This is a genomic window from Pseudomonas sp. FG13 (genome assembly GCF_057809755.1).
Genome location: NZ_JBMDKO010000017.1, coordinates 75,951 through 97,493, shown reverse-complemented (window position 1 = coordinate 97,493; position 21,543 = coordinate 75,951). Strand labels below are relative to the sequence as shown.

20 protein-coding genes are annotated in these 21,543 nt (G+C 61.7%); 14 read left to right on the top strand and 6 right to left on the bottom strand.

The annotated features are described in order from the left end of the window. Positions 1–4: 4 nt before the first annotated feature. A complete protein-coding gene (rnhA, locus tag ACODTO_RS15805; protein ID WP_024776996.1) occupies positions 5–457 on the bottom strand; it encodes a ribonuclease HI in 453 nt (150 codons plus the stop codon). Between the two features lie 88 nt (positions 458–545). Next, a complete protein-coding gene (locus ACODTO_RS15800; protein WP_175363698.1) occupies positions 546–1,304 on the bottom strand; it encodes a class I SAM-dependent methyltransferase in 759 nt (252 codons plus the stop codon). Positions 1,305–1,369: 65 nt separating this feature from the next. On the opposite strand from ACODTO_RS15800, the gene gloB reads away from it, so the two are divergent. The 8 genes from gloB (at position 1,370) to fabI (ending at position 12,132) form a co-directional block, all read left to right on the top strand. Next, entirely contained in the window at positions 1,370–2,137 is a 768-nt protein-coding gene (gene gloB / locus ACODTO_RS15795; RefSeq protein ID WP_175363697.1) for a hydroxyacylglutathione hydrolase, read from the top strand. A 99-nt stretch (positions 2,138–2,236) separates the two neighbouring features. Next, positions 2,237–3,688 carry a transglycosylase SLT domain-containing protein gene (locus ACODTO_RS15790; RefSeq protein ID WP_175363696.1) on the top strand — a complete coding sequence of 484 codons (1,452 nt, stop codon included), beginning with the start codon at positions 2,237–2,239 and terminating at the stop codon, positions 3,686–3,688. 236 nt (positions 3,689–3,924) lie between these two features. After that, the gene (locus tag ACODTO_RS15785; protein ID WP_139648411.1) at positions 3,925–5,757 is read left to right on the top strand and encodes an extracellular solute-binding protein; all 1,833 of its coding nucleotides are present in this window, start codon (positions 3,925–3,927) and stop codon (positions 5,755–5,757) included. Then, positions 5,754–7,607 carry an extracellular solute-binding protein gene (locus ACODTO_RS15780; RefSeq protein WP_175363695.1) on the top strand — a complete coding sequence of 618 codons (1,854 nt, stop codon included), beginning with the start codon at positions 5,754–5,756 and terminating at the stop codon, positions 7,605–7,607. The genes ACODTO_RS15785 and ACODTO_RS15780 overlap by 4 nt, the downstream gene beginning before the upstream one ends. A gap of 4 nt (positions 7,608–7,611) precedes the next feature. After that, positions 7,612–8,685 carry a microcin C ABC transporter permease YejB gene (locus tag ACODTO_RS15775; RefSeq protein ID WP_047700952.1) on the top strand — a complete coding sequence of 358 codons (1,074 nt, stop codon included), beginning with the start codon at positions 7,612–7,614 and terminating at the stop codon, positions 8,683–8,685. A gap of 1 nt (position 8,686) precedes the next feature. Further along, complete coding sequence (locus ACODTO_RS15770) at positions 8,687–9,706, top strand: ABC transporter permease (protein ID WP_139648408.1); 1,020 nt, start codon at positions 8,687–8,689, stop codon at positions 9,704–9,706. Between the two features lies 1 nt (position 9,707). Next, complete coding sequence (locus ACODTO_RS15765; protein ID WP_464709174.1) at positions 9,708–11,318, top strand: ABC transporter ATP-binding protein; 1,611 nt, start codon at positions 9,708–9,710, stop codon at positions 11,316–11,318. Between the two features lie 19 nt (positions 11,319–11,337). Next, positions 11,338–12,132 (top strand): enoyl-ACP reductase FabI, encoded by a 795-nt coding sequence (fabI, locus tag ACODTO_RS15760; RefSeq protein ID WP_003202751.1) that lies wholly within the window; start codon positions 11,338–11,340, stop codon positions 12,130–12,132. A 246-nt stretch (positions 12,133–12,378) separates the two neighbouring features. On the opposite strand, the gene ACODTO_RS15755 is transcribed toward fabI, so the two are convergent. Beyond that, entirely contained in the window at positions 12,379–13,341 is a 963-nt protein-coding gene (locus tag ACODTO_RS15755) for a GGDEF domain-containing protein (RefSeq protein ID WP_489106699.1), read from the bottom strand. A gap of 136 nt (positions 13,342–13,477) precedes the next feature. Here ACODTO_RS15755 and ACODTO_RS15750 point away from each other — a divergent pair, with 136 nt between their 5' ends. Further along, positions 13,478–14,302, top strand: a complete 825-nt coding sequence (locus ACODTO_RS15750; RefSeq protein ID WP_139648402.1) for a helix-turn-helix transcriptional regulator — start codon at positions 13,478–13,480, stop codon at positions 14,300–14,302. A gap of 62 nt (positions 14,303–14,364) precedes the next feature. On the opposite strand, the gene ACODTO_RS15745 is transcribed toward ACODTO_RS15750, so the two are convergent. Then, positions 14,365–14,952 carry a LysE family translocator gene (locus ACODTO_RS15745; protein WP_139648400.1) on the bottom strand — a complete coding sequence of 196 codons (588 nt, stop codon included), beginning with the start codon at positions 14,950–14,952 and terminating at the stop codon, positions 14,365–14,367. Between the two features lie 176 nt (positions 14,953–15,128). Between ACODTO_RS15745 and ACODTO_RS15740 the strand changes: the two genes are divergently transcribed. After that, positions 15,129–16,583: a TrkH family potassium uptake protein gene (locus tag ACODTO_RS15740; RefSeq protein ID WP_139648398.1), complete on the top strand. Its 1,455-nt coding sequence runs from the start codon at positions 15,129–15,131 to the stop codon at positions 16,581–16,583. An 80-nt stretch (positions 16,584–16,663) separates the two neighbouring features. Here ACODTO_RS15740 and ACODTO_RS15735 read toward each other — a convergent pair whose 3' ends face one another. Further along, positions 16,664–17,128 carry a hypothetical protein gene (locus tag ACODTO_RS15735; protein WP_139648396.1) on the bottom strand — a complete coding sequence of 155 codons (465 nt, stop codon included), beginning with the start codon at positions 17,126–17,128 and terminating at the stop codon, positions 16,664–16,666. Between the two features lie 144 nt (positions 17,129–17,272). Here ACODTO_RS15735 and ACODTO_RS15730 point away from each other — a divergent pair, with 144 nt between their 5' ends. From ACODTO_RS15730 to ACODTO_RS15720, 3 genes are all read left to right on the top strand, one after another. Then, positions 17,273–18,355, top strand: a complete 1,083-nt coding sequence (locus ACODTO_RS15730) for a bifunctional transcriptional activator/DNA repair enzyme AdaA (protein ID WP_175385692.1) — start codon at positions 17,273–17,275, stop codon at positions 18,353–18,355. Positions 18,356–18,377: 22 nt separating this feature from the next. Beyond that, positions 18,378–19,010, top strand: a complete 633-nt coding sequence (locus ACODTO_RS15725) for a DNA-3-methyladenine glycosylase family protein (protein WP_139648393.1) — start codon at positions 18,378–18,380, stop codon at positions 19,008–19,010. A 140-nt stretch (positions 19,011–19,150) separates the two neighbouring features. Continuing rightward, entirely contained in the window at positions 19,151–19,639 is a 489-nt protein-coding gene (locus ACODTO_RS15720; RefSeq protein WP_489106698.1) for a GFA family protein, read from the top strand. 96 nt (positions 19,640–19,735) lie between these two features. Here ACODTO_RS15720 and ACODTO_RS15715 read toward each other — a convergent pair whose 3' ends face one another. Continuing rightward, a complete protein-coding gene (locus ACODTO_RS15715) occupies positions 19,736–20,341 on the bottom strand; it encodes a MiaE family protein (protein ID WP_047700941.1) in 606 nt (201 codons plus the stop codon). 161 nt (positions 20,342–20,502) lie between these two features. Here ACODTO_RS15715 and ACODTO_RS15710 point away from each other — a divergent pair, with 161 nt between their 5' ends. Then, complete coding sequence (locus ACODTO_RS15710; protein WP_139648389.1) at positions 20,503–21,366, top strand: universal stress protein; 864 nt, start codon at positions 20,503–20,505, stop codon at positions 21,364–21,366. The last annotated feature ends 177 nt before the right edge of the window (positions 21,367–21,543 follow it).

Here is a 21,543-nt window from a genome sequence, read left to right as displayed (position 1 = left end):
AGCATCAAGCCTGCTTGTAACCCCGCACCTCATCCACCCCACGGTTGGCCAACTGGTCGGCCCGTTCGTTGCCGTGGTGGCCGATGTGCCCGCGAACCCACTTCCAGGTCACGTTATGGCGGCTGACCTGCTCGTCCAGGAGCTTCCAGAGGTCGGCATTCTTCACCGGTTCCTTCGCGGCCGTCTTCCAGCCGCGCTTCTTCCAGTTGGCCATCCACTCGTTGATGCCTTTCATCACATATTGCGAGTCGGTCACCAGCAGTACATCGCAGGGGCGCTTGAGCTCTTCCAGGCCGCGGATGGCGCCCATCAGCTCCATGCGATTGTTGGTGGTATTGGCTTCGCCTCCCCAGAGTTCCTTCTCCACGCCCTTGAAGACCAACAGCGCGCCCCAGCCGCCCGGGCCGGGATTGCCCTTGCAGGCGCCGTCAGTGAAGAGTTCTACGCTATCGCTCATGCCCATCCATCCAGAAAAAATGCAAAGGCCTGCCGGTCGGGACCGCCAACCTCCAGGTTGCCCATGCCGGGCAGGCCATCAGAAACGGTTATGGCTCGATATGGCGACGATTGACCTTGGCCATCGGCAAGGGAATCAGCTTGCCCATCGGCTCGCGTCGCACCTGGCGCACCGGGCGCAGCCCGACTGCGATCTTGCGCGCCACCAGCAGATAGAAGCCGCCACCGGACAGTTGCCAGTCGCCGGCCCTGCGCTCCCACCCGGCCAGGCGGGCTTGCCACTTGGGCGACGCAAGCGGCGGACGATAGCACCCGAAGCGGCGTTTCTCCAGCGCGAAGCCCAGCAGGTTGAGCCAGTCGCCCACCCTGGATGCCGAGATGCAGCGGGCCTGGCGCAAGGCGTCATGGGCGAAAACGTGGCGCAGCCCCCAACTGCTCCAGGGATTGAGGCCGATGATCAACAGATGCCCACCCGGACGCACGCTGCTGGCGGCTTCACGCAGCAGGCCGTGGGGGGACAGGCAGAAATCCAGGCCGTGTTGCATCACCACCACATCGGCGGCGTGCTCGCTCAGCGGCCAGGCCTGCTCCTCGCAGACGATCTCCACCCCGGGCAGTGGCGCGCCCAGGCGCACATTGCGCTGGACCTGCGGTGCCGATGGCGGCGTCTGCGCGGACGGACCGTAATGCACCAGGTAACCGCCGAAGAAGCGACCCAGCTCGTCTTCGAGCATGCGCCGTTCCTCTTCCAGCAAAAATTGCCCGACGGGGCCGGACAGCCATTCACGGGCTGCGCTGATCAACGCCAGCCAGTCGGGATCAGCCTGAGCGAACGCTTCGTCAGTCATTGCATTCTCCAACGCGTCAGGAAGTTCTAAGATGCGCCTTTGTTTTCCGCTTGGCGAATTCCGCGATGATACAGATCAGTGCCCTGCCCGCCTTCACCGATAACTACATCTGGTTGTTACAGGATCACTCCAGCCGCCGCTGCGCCGTGGTCGATCCCGGTGACGCCGCGCCGGTCCAGGCCTGGCTCGATGCCCATCCGGACTGGGTCCTGAGCGACATTTTGATCACTCACCATCACCATGATCATGTCGGCGGCGTCCAGGCGCTGAAAAATGCGACGAACGCCACCGTGCACGGCCCCGCCAGCGAGAACATCCCGGCGCGGGACGTGGCCCTCAAGGACAACGACCAGATCGAAGTGCTCGGCCTGGACTTCGCTGTCTACGCCGTGCCCGGCCATACATTGGGGCATATCGCCTATTACCACCATGGCTTGTTGTTCTGCGGCGACACCCTGTTCGCCGCCGGTTGCGGACGGCTCTTCGAAGGCACGCCGGAACAGATGCACCACTCCCTCGGCCGCCTCGCCGCCCTGCCGGACGATACGCTGGTCTACTGCACCCATGAATACACCCTCAGCAACCTGAAGTTCGCCGCGGCGGTGGAGCCGGGCAACCCGGACATCGCCGCCCGCCTGGAAAAAGTCGGCCGGCAACGCAGCGGGGGCATCATGACCCTGCCCTCGACCCTGGCCCTGGAAAAACTCACCAATCCGTTCCTTCGCACCGCTGAAACATCCGTTAAACAAAAAGCAGACGAACGGAACGGCCAGCGAAACGGGACGCCGAGTGAGGTTTTTGCGGCCTTGAGGGCTTGGAAAGATAAGTTCTAAGGCCCCCATCGACTGATACAAAAATTCTGAATGGTTGACCTGTTGGGGTGCGCTTTCTAGAATCGGCCGACATTTTTGCCCGGAACTTACTTCCAGCCAATGTCGTCATCCATACGTAGGTCCGTCCCGTCAGCTACATTGACCCGCCTGGCTCAAGCCATCGCGGTGGCTGTGTCCGCCATCCTGGCGGGCTGCCAGAGCACGGGCCAGATGCCCCAGAACGACACAGCCAAGCCGAAGAACATGGCGGCCCGCGCCAAGCAGAAGCCGGTCTGGCTCAGCGAGAAGCCCAGCCCCCAGGTTCCCCAGGACATCTGGGAACGCATGCGCCAGGGCTTCCAGTTGCAGGAGACCGCTGGGGTCAACCCGCGTATCGAGCAACAGCGCCTTTGGTTCGCCAGCAACCCGTCGTTCCTCGAAGGTGCCGGTGAACGCGGCAGCCTGTACATGCACTACATCGTCGAGCGCCTCGAAGAACGCAACATGCCACTGGAGCTGGCGCTGCTGCCGGTGATCGAAAGCGCCTACAACCCCATGGCCTATTCCCGGGCCAATGCCGTGGGCCTGTGGCAGTTCATCCCGTCCACGGGGCGTTACTTCAACCTGCGCCAGACCCGCTTCTATGATGGCCGCCGCGACATCACCGCCTCCACCACGGCGGCCATGGATTACCTGACGCGCCTGCACGACATGTTCAACGGTGACTGGCTGCTGGCGCTGGCCGCCTACAACGCCGGCGAAGGCACGGTCAGCCGCGCCATCGAACGCAACGAAAAACTCGGCCTGCCCACCGACTACTGGAACCTGCCGCTGCCCGCCGAGACCCAGGCCTATGTGCCCAAGTTGCTGGCGCTGTCCCAGGTGGTGCTCGCCCCCGATGCCTATGGCGTGAACCTCAACCCGATCGCCAACGAGCCCTATTTCCAGGTCGTCGAGATCAACCAGCGCATGGACCTGTCCAAGGTCGCGGCGGTGGCCAACATCGACGAAGACGAGCTGTTCCAGCTCAACCCGGCCTTCAAGCAGCGCACCACCATCGATGGCCCGCAGCACCTGCTGGTGCCCACCTCCAAGGCCCAGTTGCTGACCGCCAGCCTGTCGACCATGCGCCCGGAAGAACTGATCAGCCAGCGCTCGCTCAAACCGGTTTTCGAAACCGCCGATGACAGCGAAGTGGAGGGAGTCAGGCGCAGCTACCGGGTCAAGCGCGGTGACAACCTGGCCCAGATCGCCAAGGCCAACAACGTCCAGACCAAGGACCTGCAACGCTGGAACAAGCTCAGCGGCAACAAGCTCAAGGTTGGCCAGACCCTGGTGATGCAGGATGCCAAGGCGACCAAGGCCACCGGCAAGCGCGTCAACACCGTGGTAGCCGCCAACAGCAAGGACCAGAAGAAGCAGCAGACCCAGTACAAGGTCCAGCAGGGCGACTCGCTGTACGTGGTAGCCAAGCGCTTCAATGTCGAAATGCAACACCTCAAGCGCTGGAACCCACGCATGGGCAAGGCCCTCAAGCCTGGGCAGATGCTGACGGTCTATTCCCCGCACTGACCTGTGGGAACCCCACAGACCTGTGAAGCAAAGCCCTGTGGGAGCAAAGCTTGCTCGCGATAGCAGTGCACCAGCCGACACAGTTGTCGACTGCCCCGCTATCGCGAGCAAGCTTTGCTCCCACAGGTTTGCGGCTTAACTGACTGGCATTCACCCCAGGCCGCCTTTTTCCTGCCGATACAAGCTGTTACTGTACAGGCCATAAAAGCCATAGCCGCCTGGATCGGATACCAGACTTGATACGTCCCCTCCTCCTGCTCCTGATCAGCCTGGCCCTGAGCTTCCCCGCCAGCGCAACCATCAGCGAAAGCCATGGCTACGCACAATTCGGCACGCTCAAGTACCCGGCCAGATTCACCCACTTCGACTGGGTCAATCCACAAGCGCCCAAGGGCGGTACCTTGCGGGTCATGGCGTTCGGCACCTTCGATACGCTCAACCCCTACACCTTCAAGGGCAGCAGTCCGGTCTCCACGCCCAATTTCCTGCAATACGGCATCAACGAGCTGAACGAGCCGCTGATGGTCGGCACGGGCCAGTACGCGCCCTCCGGCGATGAGCCCACGTCGAGCTATGGGCTGATCGCCCAGAGTGTGGAATACAACGAAAACCGTAGCTGGGTGGTCTTCAACCTGCGGCCCGAGGCGCGGTTTCACGATGGCGTGCCGATCACCGCCTATGATGTGGCGTTCTCCTACCGGACGCTGCTCAAGGAGGGCCACCCGCAATACCGCACCAGCCTGCAGGAAGTGCTGCGGGTCGATATCCTAAATCCGCTGAAAATCCGTTTTGTCTTCAAGCGCGCAGGCAATCCCTTGTTGATCCTGCGCCTGGGCGAGCTACCGGTGCTACCCCAGCATTACTGGGAGAACCGCGACTTCAAGGCCACCACGTTCGAGCCGCCCCTGGGCAGCGGCCCCTACCGCATCACCAAGGTGCAGCCTGGGCGCCAACTGGTGTTCGAGCGGGTCAAGGATTACTGGGGCAATGACCTGCCGGTCAATCGAGGCAAGTACAACTTCGACCGGATGGAGGTGGAGTTCTACCGCGATAGCGACGTGGCCTTCGAAGCCTTCAAGGCGGGCGAGTTCGACATCTACATCGAGCACCAGGCCAAGAACTGGGCCAACGGCTACGACTTTCCGGCGGTCAACCGCGGCGATGTGATCAAGGCGCAGATTCCCCACCAGATCCCGACCCAGACCCAGGGTCTGTTCATGAACACCCGACGCAGCACGTTTGCCGAGGTCAAGGTGCGTGAAGCCCTGGGGTTGATGTTCGACTTCGAATGGACCAACCGCACGCTGTTCAGCAACGCCTACAAGCGCACCCTCAGTTACTACCCCAACAGCGAATTCTCCGCCAGCGGCCTGCCGGTGGGGCACGAATGGCTGTTGCTCAAGCCGTACCGTGAACAATTGCCGCCGCGGCTGTTCACCGAGCCCTTCAGCCTGCCCCATACCGACGGCCGCGGCATTCCCCGGGAAACCCTGCGCAGGGCCCTCGGCTTGCTGAAGGAGGCCGGATGGACCCTCAACGGCCAGCGCCTGTTGAACGCCGACAGCAAGCCCCTGAGCTTCGAGATCCTGCTGGTGAACCCGAACCTGGAGCGCATCCTGCAGCCCTACATCGAGAACCTCACCAGCATCGGCATCCAGGCCCGCCTGCGCACGGTGGATCGTGCCCAGTACAAACAGCGCCTGGACCAATTCGACTTCGACATGGTCCTGCTGACCCTGAACCAGACGCTCAGCCCGGGTCTGGAGCAGTGGCAGTACTTCCACTCCAGCCAGGTCGGGGTCAAGGGCAGCAAGAACTACGCAGGGATCGCCAACCCCGTGGTCGACCACCTGCTGGAAAAGCTGCTCGCCGCCCAGACCCGCGACGAACAGGTCGCCGCCGGCAAAGCCCTCGACCGTGTGCTGTTGTGGCAACACTACTGCATTCCCAACTGGTATCTGAATTATCATCGCCTGGCCTACCGTAACCGGTTCGCCTTTGTCACCACGCCGCCCTACACCCTGGGCCTGAGCGCGTGGTGGCTGAAATCTTCGGAGAAAGATCAATGAAGCCTTTACGCGCCCTGCTCCTGCAGGCCGGCGGCCTGCTTTTCGCCGGGCTGGCCTGTGCCGCGCCGCAGCACGCCGTGACCTTGTACAACGAGCCGCCGAAATACCCGGCCGACTTCAAGCATTTCGACTATGTGAACCCGGACGCGCCCAAGGGCGGGATATTCCGCCAGGGTGGCTTTGGCGGTTTCGACAGCCTCAACCCGTTCATCAGCAAAGGCGTGCCGGCGGATGACATCGGCCTGATCTACGACACCCTGGCCAAGCAAGGCCTCGACGAACCCTTCACCGAGTACGGCCTGATCGCCGAAAAGATCGAGAAAGCCCCAGACAATGCCTGGGTGCGCTTCTACCTGCGCCCCGAAGCCCATTTCAACGACGGCCATCCGGTACGCGCCGAGGACGTGGTCTTCAGCTTCCAGACCCTGACCAAGGACGGCGCGCCGATGTTCCGCGGCTATTACAACGACGTCGCCGAAGTCATCGCCGAAGACCCGCTCAAGGTGCTGTTCAAGTTCAAGCACACGAATAACCGTGAGCTGCCGCTGATCCTCGGCCAACTGCCGGTTTTGCCCAAGCATTGGTGGGCGGATCGCGACTTCAACAAGGGCAACCTGGAAATCCCCCTGGGCAGCGGTCCCTACCGGGTCACCGAGGTGAAAGCCGGGCGCTCGGTCCGCTATGAACGGGTCAAGGACTATTGGGGCAAGGACCTGCCGGTCAATCGCGGCTTCTACAATTTCGATGTGCTGACCACCGACTACTACCGCGACAACACCGTCGCGGTCGAGGCCCTGAAAGCCGGGCAGTTCGATTTCTGGCTGGAAATGACCGCCAAGAACTGGGCCAACGCCTACAACATCCCGGCCGTCACCGAAGGGCGGCTGATCAAGGAGCAGATTCCCAACGGCAACCCCACCGGCATGCAGGGTTTTGTCTACAATCTCCGCCGCCCGGTGTTCCAGGACGTGCGGGTGCGCAAGGCCCTGAGCCTGCTGCTGGACTTCGAATGGACCAATAAACAGCTGTTCAACGGTGCCTATGCCCGCACCCGCAGCTATTTCGAGAACTCGGAAATGGCTGCCACCGGCCTGCCCGGCGAGGACGAACTGAAGATCCTCGAACCCCTGCGCGGCAAGATTCCCGAACAGGTCTTCACCGAAGCGTTCCAGCCCTCGATATGCGATGGCAGCGGCATGATCCGCGACCACCAGCGCCAAGCCTATCAATTGTTGCAGGAAGCCGGCTGGCGCATCGTCGACGACAAGATGGTCGATGCCCAGGGCAAACCGGTGGTGCTGGAGTTCCTGCTGGCCCAGACGGAGTTCGAACGGATACTGTTGCCGTTCAAGCGCAACCTGAGCGACCTGGGCATCGAGCTGGTGATCCGCCGAGTCGATGTGTCCCAGTACATCAACCGCGTGCGCTCCCGGGATTTCGACCTGGTGGTGGGCAGCTTCCCGCAGTCCAGCTCGCCGGGTAACGAACAGCGCGAGTTCTGGATGTCGGCCGCTGCCGACAAGCCCGGCAGCCGCAACACCATGGGCTTGAAGGATCCGGCCGTCGACCAGTTGGTGGAGCAACTGATCAACGCCGATTCGCGCAAGAGCCTGGTCGCCCACGCCCGGGCCCTGGATCGCGTGCTGCAATGGGGTTACTACGTGATTCCCAACTGGCACATCAAAACCTGGCGCGTAGCCTACTGGAATCACATCGGCCACCCGAAAGTCACGCCGACCTATGACATCGGCACGACCACCTGGTGGGTCAAGCCGGACACCAAGCCTGCCGATGAAGTAAAGCAAGTGATCGAACAACAGAACAACGCTGCCCCGGCGAGCGTGGAGTAACCCGATGCTGGCTTATATTTTCAGGCGGCTGCTGCTGATTATCCCAACGCTGTTCGGCATTCTGCTGATCAACTTCGTCATCATCCAGGCCGCGCCCGGCGGGCCGGTGGAGCAGATGATCGCCAAGCTCGAAGGCTTCGAAGGCGCCACCAGCCGCATCGCCGGTGGCGGCGCGGAAGTGTCGGTGGCCGGTTCTTCCTATCGCGGCGCCCAGGGCCTGGACCCGGCGCTGGTCAAGGAAATCGAGCGCATGTACGGCTTCGACAAGTCGGCGCCCGAACGCCTGTGGATCATGATCAAGAACTACGCCCACCTGGATTTCGGCGACAGTTTCTTCCGCGACGCCAAGGTCATCGACCTGATCAAGGAAAAGATGCCGGTGTCCATCTCCCTCGGGTTATGGAGCACGTTGATCATGTACCTGGTGTCCATCCCCCTGGGGATCGCCAAGGCCACGCGCCATGGCAGCCATTTTGACGTGTGGACCAGCTCGGCGATCATCATCGGCTATGCAATTCCGTCATTTCTGTTTGCCATCCTGCTGATCGTGGTGTTCGCCGGCGGCAGCTATTTCGACTGGTTCCCGTTGCGCGGGCTGACCTCGAACAATTTCGATCAATTGAGCTGGGGGGGGAAGATCCTCGACTATTTCTGGCACCTGGCCTTGCCAGTGACCGCCCTGGTGATCGGCAACTTCGCCACCATGACCCTGCTGACCAAGAACAGCTTCCTCGATGAGATCAACAAGCAGTACGTGGTCACCGCCAAGGCCAAGGGCCTGACCCGCAACCGGGTGCTCTACGGTCACGTGTTCCGCAACGCCATGCTGCTGGTGATCGCCGGATTCCCTTCGGCGTTCATCGGGATTTTCTTCACCGGCTCCCTGCTGGTGGAGGTGATCTTCTCCCTCGACGGCCTGGGGCTGATGAGTTTCGAAGCGGCCATCAACCGCGATTACCCGGTGGTCTTCGGTACCCTGTTCATCTTCACCCTGCTGGGGCTGGTGGTGAAACTGATCGGTGACCTGACCTACACCTTTGTCGATCCACGCATCGACTTCGAAAGCCGGGAGCATTGAGATGAACCTGTCCCCTCTCAATCGCCGTCGGTTCGAACTGTTCAAGGCGAACAAGCGTGGCTGGTGGTCGCTGTGGCTGTTCATGATCCTGTTCGTGCTCAGCCTGGGCGCCGAACTGATCGCCAACGACAAGCCCCTGGCGGTGCATTACGACGGCGGCTGGTACTTCCCGGCCCTCAAGCGCTACCCGGAAACCACCTTCGGCGGCGAATTCCCGCTGGAAGCCAATTACAAGAGCCCGTACATCCGCGAATTGCTGGCGGCCAAGGATGCCTGGGTGCTATGGGCACCGATTCCGTTCAGCTACCAGAGCATCAACTACGACCTGAAGGTCCCCGCCCCCGCCCCGCCCTCCGCGGTGAACTGGCTGGGCACCGACGACCAGGGCCGTGATGTGCTGGCCCGGGTCATCTATGGTTTCCGCATTTCGGTGCTGTTCGCCCTGACCCTGACACTGCTCAGCTCGATCGTCGGCGTCATCGCTGGCGCCTTGCAGGGGTTCTATGGCGGTTGGGTCGACCTGGCCGGCCAGCGGTTCCTGGAGATCTGGTCCGGTCTGCCGGTGCTTTACCTGCTGATCATCCTGGCCAGTTTCGTCCAGCCCAATTTCTGGTGGCTGCTGGGGATCATGTTGCTGTTCTCCTGGATGAGCCTGGTGGACGTGGTGCGCGCCGAGTTCCTGCGCGGGCGCAACCTCGAATACGTGCGCGCCGCCCGGGCCCTTGGCATGCAGAACGGCGCGATCATGTTCCGGCATATCCTGCCCAATGCCATGGTCTCGACCATGACCTTCATGCCGTTCATCCTCACCGGCGCCATCGGCACCCTCACCGCCCTGGACTTCCTCGGTTTCGGCCTGCCGGCCGGCGCGCCGTCCCTGGGCGAGCTGGTGGCCCAAGGCAAATCCAACCTCCAGGCGCCCTGGCTGGGCATCAGCGCGTTCGCGGTACTGGCGATCATGTTGAGCCTGCTGGTGTTCATCGGCGAGTCCGCTCGCGATGCCTTCGATCCGAGGAAGTGACATGAACCAGGACAATCTGATCGAAGTCCGCGACCTGGCGGTGGAATTCGTTGTCGGGCAACACCGCCAGCGCGTGGTCGAAGGCGTCAGTTTCGACATCAAGCGCGGCGAAACCCTGGCCCTGGTGGGGGAAAGCGGCTCGGGCAAGTCGGTGACCGCCCACTCGATCCTGCGGTTGCTGCCCTACCCGCTGGCCCACCATCCCACCGGCGCCATCCAGTACGCCGGGCAGAACATGCTGGGTTTGAAGGAAAAAATCATCCGCCACATCCGCGGCAACCGGATCGCGATGATCTTCCAGGAGCCGATGACGTCCCTCAATCCGCTGCACTCCATCGGCAAGCAGATCAATGAAGTGCTCGGCATCCACAAGGGCCTGACCGGCAAGGTCGCGACCCGTCGAACCCTGGAATTGCTGGAACTGGTGGGCATCCCCGAGCCGCACAAGCGCCTCAAGGCCCTGCCCCACGAACTGTCCGGCGGCCAGCGCCAACGGGTCATGATCGCCATGGCCCTGGCCAACGAGCCGGAACTGCTGATCGCCGACGAGCCGACCACCGCCCTGGACGTCACCGTCCAGCTGAAAATCCTCGATCTGCTCAAGGATCTGCAGGCACGATTGGGCATGTCGCTGCTGCTGATCAGCCACGATTTGAACCTGGTCAGAAGAATTGCGCACCGCGTATGTGTCATGCAGCGCGGTTGCATCGTCGAACAGGCATCGTGCGCAGAATTGTTCCGCGCGCCGCAGCATCCGTACACTCGGGAACTGCTGGCCGCCGAGCCCAGCGGCAACCCGGCGAGCAACGTGATGGGCCCGCCGTTGTTGCAGGTCGAGGACCTGAAAGTCTGGTTCCCGATCAAGAAAGGCCTGTTCAAGCGCACGGTGGACTACATCAAGGCCGTGGACGGCATTCGCTTCAGCCTGCCCCAGGGCCAGACCCTGGGCATCGTTGGCGAGAGCGGTTCCGGCAAGTCCACTCTGGGGCTGGCGATCCTGAGGTTGATCGGCAGCCAGGGCGGGATCCGCTTTGAAGGCAAGCAGCTGGACAGCTTGACGCAGCAGCAGGTGCGACCGCTGCGCCGGGAGATGCAAGTGGTGTTTCAGGACCCGTTTGGTAGCCTGAGCCCGCGGATGTCTGTGGGACAGATCGTCGGTGAAGGCCTGCGGATCCACAAGATCGGCACCGAAGCCGAACAGGAACAAGCGATAATCGCGGCATTGAAGGAGGTAGGCCTGGACCCGGAAACCCGGAACCGCTACCCCCATGAATTTTCCGGAGGGCAACGGCAGCGTATCGCCATTGCCCGGGCCCTGGTGCTCAAGCCGGCGTTGATTCTGCTGGATGAACCGACGTCTGCCCTGGACCGTACAGTGCAACGCCAGGTGGTGGAGCTGTTGCGGTCGCTGCAAACCAAGTACAACCTGACGTACCTGTTTATCAGCCATGATCTGGCTGTCGTCAAAGCGCTGAGCCACCAATTGATGGTGGTCAAGCATGGCCAAGTGGTCGAACAAGGTGACGCCCGCAGCATATTCGCTGCGCCGCAACACCCCTATACACAGCAGTTGCTGGAGGCCGCCTTCCTGGCCCCAACAGCTGCCGAATAACCTGAAAGAGGAGCAACACATGGGTTTTCTCGCCGGTAAGCGCGTACTGATCGTCGGTGTCGCCAGCAAGCTGTCCATCGCATCCGGCATCGCCGCCGCCATGCATCGCGAGGGCGCTGAACTTGCCTTCACTTATCAGAACGACAAACTCAAAGGTCGTGTCGAAGAGTTCGCCCAAGGCTGGGGTTCGAGCCCTGAGCTGTGCTTTCCGTGCGACGTGGCCAGCGATGAAGAAATCGCCAAGGTCTTCGAAGAACTGAGCAAGAAGTGGGACGGCCTGGACTGCATCGTGCACTCCGTGGGCTTCGCCCCGGGCGACCAGTTGGACGGCGACTTCACCGAAGCCACCACCCGTGAAGGCTTCCGCATCGCCCACGACATCAGCGCCTACAGCTTCGTCGCCCTGGCCAAGGCCGGCCGCGAAATGATGAAAGGCCGCAATGGCAGCCTGCTGACCCTGTCGTACCTGGGCGCCGAGCGCACCATGCCGAACTACAACGTCATGGGCATGGCCAAGGCCTCCCTGGAAGCCGGCGTGCGCTACCTGGCCGGCTCCCTGGGCCCGGACGGCACTCGCGTCAACTGCGTCTCGGCAGGTCCGATCCGCACCCTCGCCGCTTCCGGCATCAAGAACTTCCGCAAGATGCTGGCCGCCAACGAAGCGCAAACCCCGCTGCGTCGCAACGTCACCATCGAAGAAGTCGGCAACGCCGGCGCCTTCCTGTGCTCCGACCTGGCGTCGGGCATCAGCGGTGAAATCATGTACGTGGACGGCGGCTTCAACACCACCGCCATGGGCAACATCGAAGAGTAATCTTCCCCGCGCCTGAAAAACGCCGCTCGTCCTGGAAGGGACGAGCGGCGTTTTTCATTCCCGATGCCCCTGCCACGACTCTCCGGTGTGGGAGCGGGCTTGCTCGCGAAGACGTCGGCACAGCCAACGTCAATGCCAACTGACCCGCCGCTTTCGCGAGCAAGCCCGCTCCCACCTGGGTCCTGGGTCGGCCGCAAAATCTCCATCCACCGCCAATCCCCTGCTCGCGATGGCGGTTGATGGGCATCAGCACCGCTTGTCCTGTTTCTGCGCATACATGGCCGCGTCCGCGTCAGCCAGCAAGCTGTCGATCGATTCGTGGTGTTGTGGCCCGTACTCGACCTGCCCGACGCTGAAGCGGATGTCGTAGCCGCGCTGCTGCATCGCATTGCGCTCATCGAGGACTTCCCGGAGTCGCTCCATGATCGCCGAGATCTCGACATGGGAAGAGCCAGTGAGCAAGGCCACGAACTCATCACCGCCCAGACGACCAATCACGTCGCTTTCGCGAAAGGCGATGCGCAGTACGTCGGCGAAGGTTTTCAGCGCGCGATCACCCTCGGCATGCCCAAAGCGGTCGTTGATGGGTTTGAAATCGTTGAGGTCGAAGTACAGCAGCGTCGCCGGTCGCGACAGGCGCTCACAAACGTCCAGAGCATGTTGGGCCAGTGTCCTGAAGCCACGTCGATTGGACAGCAGGGTCAGTTCGTCCATGCTTGCCATCTGCACGGCGACCATTTCCTGCTCGGCCATCCGCGCCAGGTCGCGCAGCAGCTCGCGCTCTTCGTCATCGAGTTTGCGCGGACGGGTATCGATCAGGCATAGCGTCCCCAGCTTGCTGCCACCCTCCAGTCTCAACGGTTGCCCCGCATAGAAGCGAATGCCGGGGGCACCCGTGACCAACGGATTGTCTCGAAAGCGTTCGTCCTGCTCCGCGTCGCTAACCTCCATGATCTGATCCTGCAAGATCGCATGCCCACAGAAGGAAATCGCCCGCGGCGTTTCACTGATGCTCATGCCACTCTTGGATTTGAACCACTGCCGGTTGGTATCCACCAGGGACACCAGCGCGATGGGCACATCGAACAGGCGTCGAGCGAGGCGGGTCAATCGATCGAAGCGCTCTTCGGGTGCGGTATCGAGCAGCTTCAACGATTGCAGAGTCTTGAGACGGACGGCTTCGTCGTCAGGTTTACCTGGTTCGAGCATCGGTCACTCCGTTGTGGGTACTGGCTCAAGTCTAGCCCAGCTTCAACCGCTGACGAGCCGCATGACTGAATCAGACGGGCATTTGCCGACGAGGGCTTATACACTGCGACACAGGTTCAATAAGAGGCGCTGACCGATGAAGCCCATCCCCCAGGATTCCGCCCCCCGTTTCTGGCGCGATGCGGCCTTGCCCTTCATTGAAGCCAGGGCCATCGCGGATGGGCGCAAGGTCTGTTATTCACGGCATTCCCACGACCATTTCTCCATCGGGGCGATCACCGCCGGATGCAGCACCTACGTGCATGAGCAGTCGAATTTCAAAGTTGAAAGCGGCACCGTGGTGCTGATGAATCCAGGGGATGTCCACGCCTGCAACCCGATTGACGATCAGCCATGGTCATACGTGATGCTCTACGTCGACACCCTGTGGCTGAGGGACCTGCAACGGCGAATCGGCTTTGACGAGGAGCTGGATTTCCAGGGCTTTGCCACCACCCACAGCCGCGATGCCGAGCTGTTTGCCGCGTTGCAAGGGTTGTATGGGCAATTGGTGGATGAACGGCTCGCCCCCCCGTCCAAACAAGCCGCCGCCGAGGCGTTCTTCATCGATCTGCAACAGCGCCTCAACCCGGCGGGACGTCCGGACCGGGGCAGCCATCCCGGTTTGATGCGAGCGGCACAGTTCATCCATGACCATTGCGCCGAAGCCTTGAAGCTCGAAGACATCTGCAGCGCCGCGCAACTGTCGCCGTCCTACCTGAGCCGGGCTTTCAAGCGTCACTACGGGATGACGCCCCATGCCTTCCTGGTCAATCGCCGGATCCAGTTCGCCCGCCGGCAATTGCGCGAAGGCAAGCTGATCGCCGACGTCGCCCTGGACAGCGGATTCGCCGACCAGGCGCATTTCCAGCGAGCCTTCAAGCAGCACCTGGCGGCGACGCCAGGGCAGTATCGAGGCTGACACGGGCCATCGGGTGATCCCCTCGCCACAAAAAGCTTGCAGGTCAAAACACCCGTGACACCTCAAGGCAGCAACAGGTACATCGCGCTGGCTACCAGCAATCCCGCCATCGTCCGATTGAACCAGCGCATGGTCGCCGGATTGCCCAGCCAGTTGCGCAGGAAACTGCCCGCATACGCCCAGCACCCCACGGAAACGTAGCAGATCACCAGGTAGACGGCTGCGAATTGCCAGACCAGCCTCGCTTCACCATCGGCCACGAAGGCCCCCATTCCCGCGACACAGGCCAACCAGGCCTTGGGGTTGAGCCATTGCATCAGTGCCCCATGGAACATCGAGGGCGCGCGCCCTTCATTCGCACTTCCCAGGTGTCCGTTATCCCGGGCCAGCTTCCAGGCCATGAACAACAGGAACGCCACGCCGCCCAACTGCACCACTCGCGTGAGACCGGGCCAGCGCTGCAGGACTTCATGCAAACCCAGCCCCATCAACACCAGCAGCAGGACAAATCCCAGGGTTGCACCGGCCACATGGCGCAACGTCGCACGAAAGCCGTACCGGGCCCCGGAGCTCAGGGCTACGATATTGACCGGGCCTGGCGTGATGGAGGCGACAAGCGCAAACGCCGCCATGGAGAAAAACAGAGTCATCGCATACCTTCTTCAAGTTGGTGAGGTGGCGCACACAGTAAATCTGCGCAAGCCGCAGGTATTGAACAAAACTGCCCCATTGCAACCACGCGGTACCCGGTGATTTTTTTGTAAACTCTATGCGAATCCGGCCAGTGGAGCCGATACTGTGCGGCTATCTCAGTCAGGCGCGCCCTATGTCCTTTGCGGTATTGCGATTCATTGGCTTCATTCTCGGTATTTTCCTGATCACGCTGGCCGCGAGCATGGTGATTCCGCTCATCACACTGATGATCTATGGGCGAAACGATGACCTCTCGGCATTCTTATGGTCGAGCCTGATCACCTTCACCTGTGGCATCGTGCTGGTCGCTCGCGGACGGCCCGCACACACGCAGATGCGCCCTCGGGACATGTACCTGTTGACGACCGCCAGCTGGGTCGTCGTCTGCGTGTTCTGCGCACTGCCGTTGGTGTTCATCCAGCACATCAGCTACACCGACGCCTTTTTCGAGACGATGTCAGGCATCACCACCACCGGCTCGACCGTCCTGACCGGGCTGGACAACGCATCCCCCGGCCTGTTGATCTGGCGCTCGATGCTGCACTGGCTTGGCGGGATCGGCTTTATCGGCATGGCGGTAGCGGTCCTGCCGCTGCTTCGGGTCGGCGGCATGCGACTGTTCCAGACCGAGTCGTCGGACTGGTCGGAAAAAGTCACCCCGCGCTCCCACGTCGCAGCGAACTACATTCTGTGGATCTATATAGGATTGACCGCTCTGGCGACCCTGGCCTTGTGGCTGGCAGGCATGACGCCTTTCGAAGCGATCAATCATGCGATGTCCCTGATCTCCACGGGCGGTTTTTCCACGTCGGACGCATCCCTGGGGCACTGGCCTCAACCGGCGATCCATTGGGTATCTGTCGTCGTCATGATGGCCGGCTCGCTGCCATTTACCTTGTATGTCGCCACCTTGCGCGGCAACAGACGAGCCTTGTTCAAGGACCAGCAAGTCAGGGGTTTTGTCGGCTTCCTGGTCGTCACCTGGCTCGTGGTAGGAACCTGGCTGAGCCTGAACAGTGACTACACATGGTGGGATGCGGTCCGTATCGTGGCCGTCAACGTGACGTCCGTGGTCACCACCACGGGCGTTGCGCTGGGTGACTACACCCTATGGGGCAGTTTTGCCTTGTTGCTGTTCTTCTACCTGACGTTCGTCGGCGGCTGTTCCGGATCAACCGCCGGCGGCCTGAAGATCTTTCGCTTTCAGGTGGCCCGAGCCTTGCTGATGGGCAGCTTGAAACAACTGATTCATCCCCGGGCAGTGATCCAGAAAAAATACAACAACCATCCCATCGATGAAGAAATCGCCCGCTCGCTGCTGACGTTTTCATTTTTCTTCGCCATCACCATCGGCGCTATCGCCCTGGGGCTGGCACTGATCGGCCTGGACTGGACAACCGCCCTGACCGGCGCGGCCACCGCCGTGTGCAACGTGGGACCGGGGCTGGGGTCGATCATCGGGCCGGCGGGCAACTTCTCGACCTTGCCGGATGCCGCAAAATGGCTGTTGACCGTTGGCATGTTGCTGGGTCGCCTGGAGATTCTGACCGTCCTGGTGTTGTTCACACCGGTGTTCTGGAAGTACTGAGCCCTTCGCCCTGTTGCAAAGTACAAGGCAAGAAAAAGCCGCGACACCTCGATGGAGGCGTCGCGGCTTTTTTCAGACGATCAGCGGTCGTTCTTGATCGACGAACTGGTCGCGTTGGTCAGTCCCTTGGTGTTGTGGGTACCAGGCGTGCTGTCGGAAATAGCCGAAGCTTTGGTCAAGCCGCGGGTATCGCGGTCGTTGGCAATGCTCGAAGTGACCGACGCATGGCTCGTACGGTCAGTGCGAGTGGTCCCGGTGTGCTTGCCGCTCACGCCATGATCGCGGGTGCGTGTCGCGGTGCCGGTGTGATCGCTGCTCAGGCCTTTGCCGTGACCACTGGAGTCGCTGGATTTCCCACTGCCCTTGCCACCACCATTGCCGCCGCCATTACCACCTCCGTTGCCACCTCCATTACCACCGCCATTTCCACCCGCAGCAGCGTAGCTCGCGCCAATGGGCGACAGATCCGCCGGCAGCAAGGCAGAGGCCCCTAGCATCAGGGTGCAAACTGCGGCGGCAATTAATGACTTCTTATGTTTGGACATGTTGTCTCCGAAAGACAAAATCAACGGTTGAACCTTTGAGACTCAAAGGTTCATTTTTTGTTCGCGGTTGTCCGACCAACGACAGAGAATTCACTGTCGATTTTTCGGTGGAGCTGTACCGGAGGCAGCTCTATGCTCAGCCCCATGAACAGACAAGACTCGCTGCTCCCACCCCACGCCGAGATGGTCCGCGCCATGCTCGAACGAGACACCGCCTACGAGGGGGTGTTCTTCACCGCGGTCAAGACCACCGGCATTTTTTGTCGTCCCGCCTGCACGGCGCGCAAACCCAAACCGGAGAACGTGGAGTTCTTCGCCCATGCCGACGACGCCCTGTCGGCCGGCTACCGCGCCTGCCTGCGCTGCAAGCCCCTGGACGCTGCCGCCATCGCACCGGACTGGATCCAGGCGCTGCTCAAGGCCGTGGACGCCGAACCCGATCTGCGCTGGACGGACGCCTTGCTGCTGGAACAAGGCATCGAACCGTTGAAACTGCGGCGCTGGTTCAAGCAGCATTTCGGCATGACCTTTCACGCCTACCTGCGCACCCGACGCCTGGGCATCGCCCTGGGGGGGATCAAGGAGGGCAATTCCATCGACAATGCGGCGTTCGATTCGGGCTACGAATCCCTGAGCGGATTTCGCGATGCTTTCGTGAAGTCTTTCCACATCACCCCCGGCCGTGCCGCTCAAAGCGAACCCCTGCTGTTCACGCGCCTGACCACCCCATTGGGGCCGATGCTGGCCATGGCCGAACGACGCGGACTGGTGCTGCTGGAGTTTCTCGACCGTCCGGCCCTGACCCGGGAAATCGAAGAACTGCAACAGCGCTACGGCTACACCGTCGCGCCGGGGCACAACGCACACTTGCAGCAGATCGAAACCGAACTGACGGATTATTTCGCCGGCAACCTCACAACCTTCAATGTCCCGTTGCACATGCCCGGCAGTGCATTTGCCATCCGGGTCTGGGCCGAACTGCAAAAAATCCCTTATGGCGAGACTCGCAGCTACGGCGCCATCGCCACCGTCCTCGGCAACCCTGGCGCCAGCCGCGCCGTAGGATTGGCCAATGGTCAGAATCGCCTGGCCATCGTTGTACCGTGCCATCGGGTGATCGGTGCGGACGGCTCCTTGACCGGCTATGGTGGTGGGCAACCGCGCAAGGCCTTCCTGCTGCGACTGGAAAAAGCCGCTGTGCAAGTTTCCCTGCCCCTGGCGTTCTGACCATCCCGAGGACACAGACCCGATGCCCGTGCCGTACCACGATGCCAGTGTCTTTCTTGCCAACCTCGATGAAGAGTGGCGGCGTCACGTCGAAACAACCGGCCCCTGCCTGCTGCAACCCAAGCCGGCCCGCGATCCCTACGAAGTCCTGGTGCGGGCCATCGCCTACCAGCAGTTGCACGCCAAGGCCGGCGATGCGATCTTCGGTCGACTGCTGGCGTTGTTTCCGACGCAGCCATTCCCAAGGCCGGAGCAGATTCTGGCGACCGACTTCGAGCAGTTGCGGGGTTGCGGTTTTTCCGCCAGCAAGATCGCAACCATCCAGGGCATCGCACAGGCAGCCCTGGACGGTGTGGTGCCGGATTACCCGACAGCGTTGGCGATGGACGACGAAGCCTTGATCGAGCGCCTGGTCACCCTGCGCGGCGTCGGTCGCTGGACCGTGGAGATGTTGCTGATCTACAGCCTGGAGCGACCGGACATCCTGCCAGTGGACGACTTCGGTGTGCGCGAAGGCTATCGGCGTCTGAAGGGCCTCGAACGACAGCCCGGTCGCAAGCAGATGATCGATATCGGCCTGGCCTGGAGCCCCTATCGGACGGTGGCGGCGTGGTACCTGTGGCGGGTGCCGGTGCCTGCCCGTGGGACCGCGTGATCGTTCTTCGCGAGCAAGCCCGCTCCCACAGGGGATCGCATTTCAATGTGGGAGCGAGCCTGCTCGCGATGGCGTCAGACCTGTCGAAACGCTGACCGTCTACGCTATCCCAGGTCATTCCAGCCCCATCGGAGGCTCCCATGCAGCTCGAAGGTTCCTGCCATTGCGGCGAGGTGTCATTCAGCCTGACCTGTGCCCACCCCTACCCTTACCAGCGCTGCTACTGCTCGATCTGTCGCAAGACCCAGGGCGGCGGCGGTTTCGCGATCAACCTGGGCGGCGATGCCCGCAGCCTCAAGGTGCGCGGTCGCCGGCACATATCGATTTATCATGCGCGGCTCAAGAACGAAGGCGATAAACGCGCCCACCGCAGCAGTGCCGAACGGCATTTCTGCTCCCTTTGCGGTTCGGGTTTGTGGTTGTTCAGCCCCGAATGGCCGGAATTGATCCACCCTTTCGCCTCAGCTATCGATACGCCGCTGCCGGTTCCGCCAGAGCGCACCCATCTGATGCTCGGCTCCAAGGCCCCCTGGGTGGAAATCGAAGCGTATCCGGGCGACCAGCGGTTCGAGGTCTACCCCGAGGAATCGATTGCCCAGTGGCATGAGCGCCTGGGGTTGAAGGCTTAAGGCCCCCATCGCGAGCAGGCTCGCTCCCACATGGAAACGCATTCCCCCTGTGGGAGCGAGCCTGCTCGCGATGGCGTCAGTACCGACAACGCTGTACTACAGCGCCGGCACACCACTGTGAAAACGAAACTCCACATCCGGCGACTCGATCAGGTCCCGCTCGGCCTCACGCACCTTGTCGATCACCTGGGCGATGTCCTTGGCATCACCGTACTGGTAGGCCAGTTTCAGATAGCCCTGGAAATGCCGGGCCTCGCTTTTCAGCAGGCCGAAATAGAACTTGCCCAGCTCTTCGTCCAGATGCGGCACCAGCGCCTCGAAACGCTCGCAACTACGGGCTTCGATGAACGCACCGACCACCAGGGTATCCACCAGCTTGACTGGCTCGTGGCTGCGCACCACTTTGCGCAGACCCGAGGCGTAACGCCCGGCGGAGAGCTGACGCAAGCCGACCTTGCGCTTTTTCATCAGGCGCATGACTTGCTCGTGGTGCACCAGCTCTTCCCTGGCCAGGCGCGACATCATGTTGATCAGATCGACATGGGAATGGTACTTGGCGATCAGGCTCAGGGCGGTGCTGGCGGCCTTGAACTCGCAGTTCTTGTGGTCGATCAGCAACGTTTCCTGATCGGCCAGCGCAGCCTGGACCCAGGCATCGGGAGTGCGGCAGCCAAGGAATTCGTGGATTTCGGGAAGGATCATGGGGCTCACGGGCAAAAGGTAGTCGAGCGAAGGGCGCCGATTATACCGGCCTGCCCCCAGACCACCAGCCACCCCTGTTGATATGCATCAAGTCGACGACTCACCGGCAAGAACTATAGTTGAGCAACATCATGCCTTTTTCATTGCTGGAGACGCCGATCATGCAAGCCATCCGCAGCATCCTGGTGGTCATCGAACCCGAACACTCGGAAAGCCTGGCGCTCAAACGCGCCAAGTTGATCGCCGGTGTGACCCAGGCCCATCTGCACCTGCTGGTCTGCGACAAAAAACATGACCATGCCGGCATGCTCAGCGTATTGAAAGCCGCGCTGCTGGCGGACGGCTACAGCGTCACCACGGAACAGGCCTGGAACGAAAGCCTCCACGACACCATCATCGATGTACAACAGGCCGAAGGGTGTGGCCTGGTGATCAAGCAGCATTTCCCGGACAGCCCGCTGAAAAAAGCCCTGCTCACCCCGGCGGACTGGAAACTGCTGCGCCACTGCCCAACCCCGGTGCTACTGGTGAAAACCGCGGGCTCCTGGAAAGACAAGGTGATTCTTGCCGCCGTTGACGTGGGCAATACCGACGATGAACACCGGCACCTGCACAACACCATTATCGATCATGGCTATGACATTGCCCTCCTGGCCAAGGCGCACCTGCACGTAATCAGCGCCCATCCGTCGCCGATGCTGTCGTCCGCCGACCCGACGTTCCAGCTCAAGGAAACCATACAGGCCCGTTATCACGAACAATGCCGGGCGTTCCAGGCCGAATTCGACATCGACGACCAACATCTGCACATCGAGGAAGGCCCGGCGGATGTGTTGATCCCCTATATGGCGCGCAAGCTCGAGGCCGCCGTGACAGTCATTGGCACCGTGGCCCGCTCCGGGCTGTCAGGGGTGCTGATCGGCAATACTGCCGAAGCGGTGCTCGATACCCTGGAAAGCGATGTGCTGGTGCTCAAGCCCCAGGAAGTGGAGGATCACTTGGTGGAGTTGGCGGTCAAGAGCTGAAACACCACCCTTGTGGGAACTACCTTTGTGGCGAGGGGATTTATCCCCGCTGGGGTGCGCAGCAGCCCTGAAACCAGCCGCCTCGCTGTGTCAGACAGATTGAGCTCACAGTGATGGGGCTGCTACGCAGCCCAGCGGGGATAAATCCCCTCGCCACAAAGAATGTCAGCGGGCCAC

What these genes read in the sequence shown, in the direction of transcription:
- ACODTO_RS15745 (WP_139648400.1), bottom strand. Translation starts at nt 14,952, where the DNA reads ATGACTCTGTTTTTCTCCATGGCGGCGTTTGCGCTTGTCGCCTCCATC.
- ACODTO_RS15725 (WP_139648393.1), top strand. Translation starts at nt 18,378, where the DNA reads ATGCCCGTGCCGTACCACGATGCCAGTGTCTTTCTTGCCAACCTCGAT.
- ACODTO_RS15730 (WP_175385692.1), top strand. Translation starts at nt 17,273, where the DNA reads ATGAACAGACAAGACTCGCTGCTCCCACCCCACGCCGAGATGGTCCGC.
- ACODTO_RS15720 (WP_489106698.1), top strand. Translation starts at nt 19,151, where the DNA reads ATGCAGCTCGAAGGTTCCTGCCATTGCGGCGAGGTGTCATTCAGCCTG.
- ACODTO_RS15710 (WP_139648389.1), top strand. Translation starts at nt 20,503, where the DNA reads ATGCAAGCCATCCGCAGCATCCTGGTGGTCATCGAACCCGAACACTCG.
- ACODTO_RS15800 (WP_175363698.1), bottom strand. Translation starts at nt 1,304, where the DNA reads ATGACTGACGAAGCGTTCGCTCAGGCTGATCCCGACTGGCTGGCGTTG.
- ACODTO_RS15755 (WP_489106699.1), bottom strand. Translation starts at nt 13,341, where the DNA reads ATGCTCGAACCAGGTAAACCTGACGACGAAGCCGTCCGTCTCAAGACT.
- rnhA (WP_024776996.1), bottom strand. Translation starts at nt 457, where the DNA reads ATGAGCGATAGCGTAGAACTCTTCACTGACGGCGCCTGCAAGGGCAAT.
- ACODTO_RS15715 (WP_047700941.1), bottom strand. Translation starts at nt 20,341, where the DNA reads ATGATCCTTCCCGAAATCCACGAATTCCTTGGCTGCCGCACTCCCGAT.
- ACODTO_RS15765 (WP_464709174.1), top strand. Translation starts at nt 9,708, where the DNA reads ATGAACCAGGACAATCTGATCGAAGTCCGCGACCTGGCGGTGGAATTC.
- ACODTO_RS15740 (WP_139648398.1), top strand. Translation starts at nt 15,129, where the DNA reads ATGTCCTTTGCGGTATTGCGATTCATTGGCTTCATTCTCGGTATTTTC.
- ACODTO_RS15750 (WP_139648402.1), top strand. Translation starts at nt 13,478, where the DNA reads ATGAAGCCCATCCCCCAGGATTCCGCCCCCCGTTTCTGGCGCGATGCG.
- ACODTO_RS15790 (WP_175363696.1), top strand. Translation starts at nt 2,237, where the DNA reads ATGTCGTCATCCATACGTAGGTCCGTCCCGTCAGCTACATTGACCCGC.
- gloB (WP_175363697.1), top strand. Translation starts at nt 1,370, where the DNA reads ATGATACAGATCAGTGCCCTGCCCGCCTTCACCGATAACTACATCTGG.
- ACODTO_RS15780 (WP_175363695.1), top strand. Translation starts at nt 5,754, where the DNA reads ATGAAGCCTTTACGCGCCCTGCTCCTGCAGGCCGGCGGCCTGCTTTTC.
- ACODTO_RS15775 (WP_047700952.1), top strand. Translation starts at nt 7,612, where the DNA reads ATGCTGGCTTATATTTTCAGGCGGCTGCTGCTGATTATCCCAACGCTG.
- fabI (WP_003202751.1), top strand. Translation starts at nt 11,338, where the DNA reads ATGGGTTTTCTCGCCGGTAAGCGCGTACTGATCGTCGGTGTCGCCAGC.
- ACODTO_RS15770 (WP_139648408.1), top strand. Translation starts at nt 8,687, where the DNA reads ATGAACCTGTCCCCTCTCAATCGCCGTCGGTTCGAACTGTTCAAGGCG.
- ACODTO_RS15735 (WP_139648396.1), bottom strand. Translation starts at nt 17,128, where the DNA reads ATGTCCAAACATAAGAAGTCATTAATTGCCGCCGCAGTTTGCACCCTG.